Source organism: Halomonas hibernica, assembly GCF_013183775.1.
Lineage (GTDB): Bacteria > Pseudomonadota > Gammaproteobacteria > Pseudomonadales > Halomonadaceae > Vreelandella > Vreelandella citrativorans.
Window position 1 is genome coordinate 1 of record NZ_VIFN01000029.1, and the last position, 4,472, is coordinate 4,472.

Below are 4,472 nucleotides of genomic sequence, written 5' to 3' on the forward strand. Positions count from 1 at the left end.
GAGTTCAACTGCTTGCTCAAGCTGTGGTTCAGGTCGTTGATAGCGCTCTCGGTGGTATGCCTCGCGGCGGCCAGTTGCTGCTTCAAGGCGTTTTCGTGCTCGCTCAGCTGCGTCTGGGTCACGCTGTCCATCTCGGCCAGCTGCTGCGCTCTGCGCTCGGCGAGCTTCTCGCTCAAGGGTTTGGTCGATAGTCCAGTTGTCACGGTATAGCTCTCCTCGCAGCCGGATGGGCTTGTCTTCGCCATGAGGCCGCACGCTCACATAGTCCTTGCTGGCTCGCGTGATCTCGCCGATGTCGGCAAGCTCCTGACGTACTTCTTTGGCGTTCGTCACCAGTCCATCAGCGGCAAGCGCTTCGATATGGGCGGTGATCTCAGCGCGGGTCTTGGGGTGCCTGTCTGGGTGGCTTCGGTGGGGTTCATGGCCGGGCTGTACGTACCGGAATCGCTCAGGGTCGTCTGGGCGCGCCCAGCCTTGTGAGTGGTTCCAATAGTCGCGCAGCGGGTCAAACGTCTTTTCATGGCCCGGTGGGGCGATGTTCAGCGCCTTGCCTGTCGACAGCTCAACACGGGCGGTCAACGTGTGAATATGGGCCGTTCCGTCTTGCTCTCTGTGCAGAACCGCGCATGTCGCGTACTGGTCGGGATCGAGGCCGGCAAACGCGGTGCGCTCAAAATCCTGCACAACCTGGTTAATTTGCTCGGGGGTCGGGTTGTCCTCTGGCGACCAGGCGATAACGCCAGACGTATAGCGCCATTGGTGCGCGCTGGCGTCGGCTACCTCCGCCACTAGGTGCGGGTCGCCACTCAATACCGTTACCTCGGCGCGCTCCTCACCATTGTGGTCACGCTCGCCTAACAGGTAGTTGACGGCACCGCGAGCGCTGCCCTGACCATGCGACAAAAACTTGATATGCACGGCTAGACCTCCTCACCTTGGTCAGCAGGATCGTAGCGGGGCAGCTCGGCCAGTCGGTGCAGCTCTCGCTGCATCGCGGCCAGCTCAGCCAGTAGCCGGGTATGGTCAGCAGGGGATAGACCCACACTGTTCAGCACGCGAGCCATCTGGTTAATGTTGCTACCGATGGCGGCTAGCTGTCGTAAAAGCGCGGGGTCAGCGGTCAGTGTTCGCAACCGTCGAGGCTGTCGGCGTAGTCCCGTCTGCACGGCCTCGGCACCGTCAACACGTTGCCGTAGCCAGTCGCTCAGCGACTTATCCGCGGCCTTGGCGGCCTGCCGCCAATGGGCGGCGGTGTCGTCGGGCAGCCGCAGCGTTACACGCTGGGAAAGCTGTCGGCGGCTAGGTTGGTCAGGCATGGCCATGCCTCCGGGGTTGGGGTTCGGGGATTGAAGGGGCAGCGCCCCTCACCAGCCCCTGTCGACAAAGAGCGTCAGCGATTTTGTCAGACAGGGTAGGCTGGCTTATACACCTAAAGCCAGCTTCACCAGTATAGCCCGAACTCAGCTCAGTCGTCACTCAAGGGCAAACCGGGCTGCTCCTCATCCCGCACAACCTTCGCCTTGGGTGCGGCTTTAGGCTTCTTGAAGCCGTGACGCCGCAGCGCCTTAGAAAGGCGCTCATGGGCTGCCCATATACGCTCAGCCTGCTCGTTAGACAGCCCATCACGAAGGCTGTCGACCTCCAGCGCTTCGACTGCCTCATTAATCATACTGTCAAGATAAGACAGTCTAAATTCTAGCTTGTCGACTGTCCTTTTTTCTTCCCGACTAGACAGGTATTTTTTTAGACTGTCGACTTCCTCTTTTTTTAACTGTCGACATACCTCTTCAGAGACTGTCTTCAGATACTTGTCTTGGCTGGCGACGATGCGGCCAACGGTGCGCTTACGTTCAGGGAGGTACTCGCTACGGATGCACTGAAGCTTCCGGCCCTTTTCTCTAAATTGCATAATAGACAACCCTTTAAAATGACTGGCGACAATCTAAATATAGACTGTCTAAACAGTCTTTTCAAGCGACTGACGGCAGTTATTTTAACAACTGTCGACCGTCATTAAAATGTACTGCTTACAGGTGCCGGAGTCTCACCAGTGAGACAAAAAGCCGGGGGGGCTGGCTGGGGTTTATGGCCGCTAGGCCATGCCAAACCAGCAGGCCACCGTCCGTACAGTGCCGCTATTGCCGGGGCGATGCGAGAAGCTCGACCGCCCCCCTTTCCTGCTAAACAGGGGTTGGGGTTGCTTGATGCCGTCGACCAGCTAGCCCGGCTTGTCCGGCCACCGGGCCGCGCAGCTGCCGCTAGGCAGCTCGAAAGCGGCCCTTCTCGGCTTTGCCGAGGCATTTTAGGGGTGGGGGTTTAGGCCCGCGATAGCGGGGGCGGAGGGAGGAGGAACGACGACCGGAGGGCAGGCGAGCGCATGTGCGCTCTTTTCTGTACCTTTTCCCTTTTCCCTTTTAGGCGATATAAACTATTGATTCAAAAAGGTTATTCGGCTTAAAAAGGGACGGATTGATGGTTAAAAGGGGACGGATTGATGGTTAAAAGGGGACGGATTGATGGTTGTAAAGGGGACGGATTGATGGTATTAAAGGACTCATTACAAACAGTCCTTTAATGGTACCTCTTTTGGATACAGCCCTAATCTACAAATCAAATGCCTTGGTTGAAGCATCCTACCGCCTGAGCGTCTATGAACAACGCATCGTGCTGGCCTGCATAGCCCAAGTACGGCGCGATGCTCCCTTAACTGACCAGCAGCTCTACAAGGTCAGCGCTCAGCAGATCGCGGACATGACGGGCACTCAGCTAGGTACGGCCTACCAGAATCTAAAATCAGCTTCTGAACGCCTCTACCGCCGCGAAGTGACGTTGCGAGAAGCCCCCAACGGCAAGGGAAGAGCAAAAGTGCGCCTCACACGCTGGGTTCAGACGGTGGAGTATCGAGAGGCGGAGGGCATGGTGGCACTGCGTTTCGGTACAGACATGGTGCCCTACCTGTCTCAGCTGACAGAGCAATTCACTCGCTATGCGCTGGCTGACGTAGCCCATATGGATAGCGCCCACGCCATACGGCTCTATGAGCTGCTGTGCCAGTGGCGGGACGCTGGCGAGCGCGAGGTATCCATCGAATGGCTACGCGATGCCTTCCAGCTGGATGGGAAGTATCCGGCCATCAAGGACTTTAAAAAACGAGTCCTTGATATTGCAGTAGAACAAGTCAACGAACTCTCGCCAATGTGGGTGAAGTGGTCACAGCGCAAAACCGGGCGGCGCGTCTCTCATTTGGTGTTTACCTTCGGCGAGAAGCCCTCAGAAAAGCCCGTGAAGGCACAAAAACCCAAAACCAGTGGAAACGCCAAAGGGAAGGACAAAAACGCCTCAGGGGCCATCTACGGCATTCCTAGAGCCATCATCGAAGCCAAGGCGCGGGTAGGGGAGAGCTACGAGGACGCCGCCTTACGGCTGCTCAACGAAGCCAAACAGCGGTAGGGTCACATCCCTAAACCATGATCCCGGCTGCGCACCAAGGCGCGCTGCTGGAGTAGATCGGCCATGCCCTTAGCCTTGGCCGGGTCGTCCTTCATGTCAGCCAGCACGCGCCGCTGTGCCGCTTCGGGCATGGCGTTGTAGTTATCAACCTGCTCTCGCAGCTGTTGCGGTGTGTCCTTCCAGTCGCTGCTGGTGTCTCGGTAGCCAGCCATGCCAAGCGAGCGCTTCCGGCAGAGCGCCGTAAACTCATTGACGATGGGTTCAGCATGCTTGTGACGCGCCTCACGCTGTCTAGCCAATTCGGCCTGCTGCTGGGCCTTGCGCTGCTGCTGGGCCTGTTGGGCAAGCCGCGCTTGATAGTCCTGAGCCGTCTGTTTTACCGCATCCGTAAGGCGGTCAGCTGCTCGGTCAGCGCCTCGAAGCGCTTGGTCAGTTTGTCGACCGCTGCCGCGTTCCTCTGGTCGCTCTGGTGCAGTGCTCGGCGTAGCTCCTCGCTGTCGTTCTGCTGCTCGACCAGCACCTTTTGCAAGCTCTGTAGCTGTTTTGATAAGACGCTCACTAGCCGCTCTGAGTCGAGCTGCTGCTGCTCTAACTGCCGCAATAGCAGGGTTTCCAGTTCCGTCATGTGTCACTCCTCCGTTAGCCGTATTACGGGCTGTTTCTCGGCTCCCTCGCCCACGGTACCGACCCACGCCTGCTGGGCGTCGATCCCCACTAAGTAGGTCTGGCCATTGATCGTGCGAATCTCCACGCCCTGGGGCAGTCTCGGTTGGTTCTCGGCCCGCTGGATCTCCGCGTTCAGGGTCTGTAGGTGCTGAATGCGCTTGTTGATCTGCCAGTCGGTTAGCAGGAGGCCACTCCCCACCAGGGCGCTGACGGTCAGCATCACGGCCACCGTGATCGCTGCCGGGCGCGTCCAGCTCCGCAGTCCGCCCGCCCGGCTCAAGCGCTCGGCCTGTGCCACTGCCGTGGCTAGGCGCTTCTCGATCTGTTCGATCTGCTCCCGTTGCCCAGTCACGACT

The 4,472-nt window shown here is 58.7% G+C and carries 8 protein-coding genes; 2 read left to right on the forward strand and 6 right to left on the reverse strand.

Annotated features, from left to right (window positions below):
• The 3 genes from FKN99_RS17565 to FKN99_RS17575 form a co-directional block, all read right to left on the reverse strand.
• Positions 1–918 (reverse strand): relaxase/mobilization nuclease domain-containing protein (locus tag FKN99_RS17565; protein WP_172119079.1); only part of this gene is annotated, 918 nt, incomplete at its 3' end.
• Positions 919–920: 2 nt separating this feature from the next.
• Positions 921–1,316 (reverse strand): MobC family plasmid mobilization relaxosome protein, encoded by a 396-nt coding sequence (locus tag FKN99_RS17570; RefSeq protein ID WP_172119080.1) that lies wholly within the window; start codon positions 1,314–1,316, stop codon positions 921–923.
• Positions 1,317–1,465: 149 nt separating this feature from the next.
• Entirely contained in the window at positions 1,466–1,909 is a 444-nt protein-coding gene (locus tag FKN99_RS17575) for a hypothetical protein (protein ID WP_172119081.1), read from the reverse strand.
• Between the two features lie 141 nt (positions 1,910–2,050).
• Here FKN99_RS17575 and FKN99_RS17580 point away from each other — a divergent pair, with 141 nt between their 5' ends.
• A complete protein-coding gene (locus FKN99_RS17580) occupies positions 2,051–2,320 on the forward strand; it encodes a hypothetical protein (protein WP_172119082.1) in 270 nt (89 codons plus the stop codon).
• A gap of 266 nt (positions 2,321–2,586) precedes the next feature.
• Positions 2,587–3,450 (forward strand): replication initiation protein, encoded by an 864-nt coding sequence (locus FKN99_RS17585; protein WP_172119084.1) that lies wholly within the window; start codon positions 2,587–2,589, stop codon positions 3,448–3,450.
• A gap of 2 nt (positions 3,451–3,452) precedes the next feature.
• Here FKN99_RS17585 and FKN99_RS17590 read toward each other — a convergent pair whose 3' ends face one another.
• The 3 genes from FKN99_RS17590 to FKN99_RS17600 all read right to left on the reverse strand — a co-directional run.
• Positions 3,453–3,749 (reverse strand): hypothetical protein, encoded by a 297-nt coding sequence (locus FKN99_RS17590; protein ID WP_172119085.1) that lies wholly within the window; start codon positions 3,747–3,749, stop codon positions 3,453–3,455.
• A 77-nt stretch (positions 3,750–3,826) separates the two neighbouring features.
• On the reverse strand, positions 3,827–4,075 hold the full coding sequence (locus FKN99_RS17595) for a hypothetical protein (RefSeq protein ID WP_172119086.1): 249 nt from the start codon (positions 4,073–4,075) through the stop codon (positions 3,827–3,829).
• A 3-nt stretch (positions 4,076–4,078) separates the two neighbouring features.
• A partial coding sequence (locus FKN99_RS17600; RefSeq protein ID WP_172119087.1) for a hypothetical protein occupies positions 4,079–4,472 on the reverse strand: 394 nt, incomplete at its 5' end.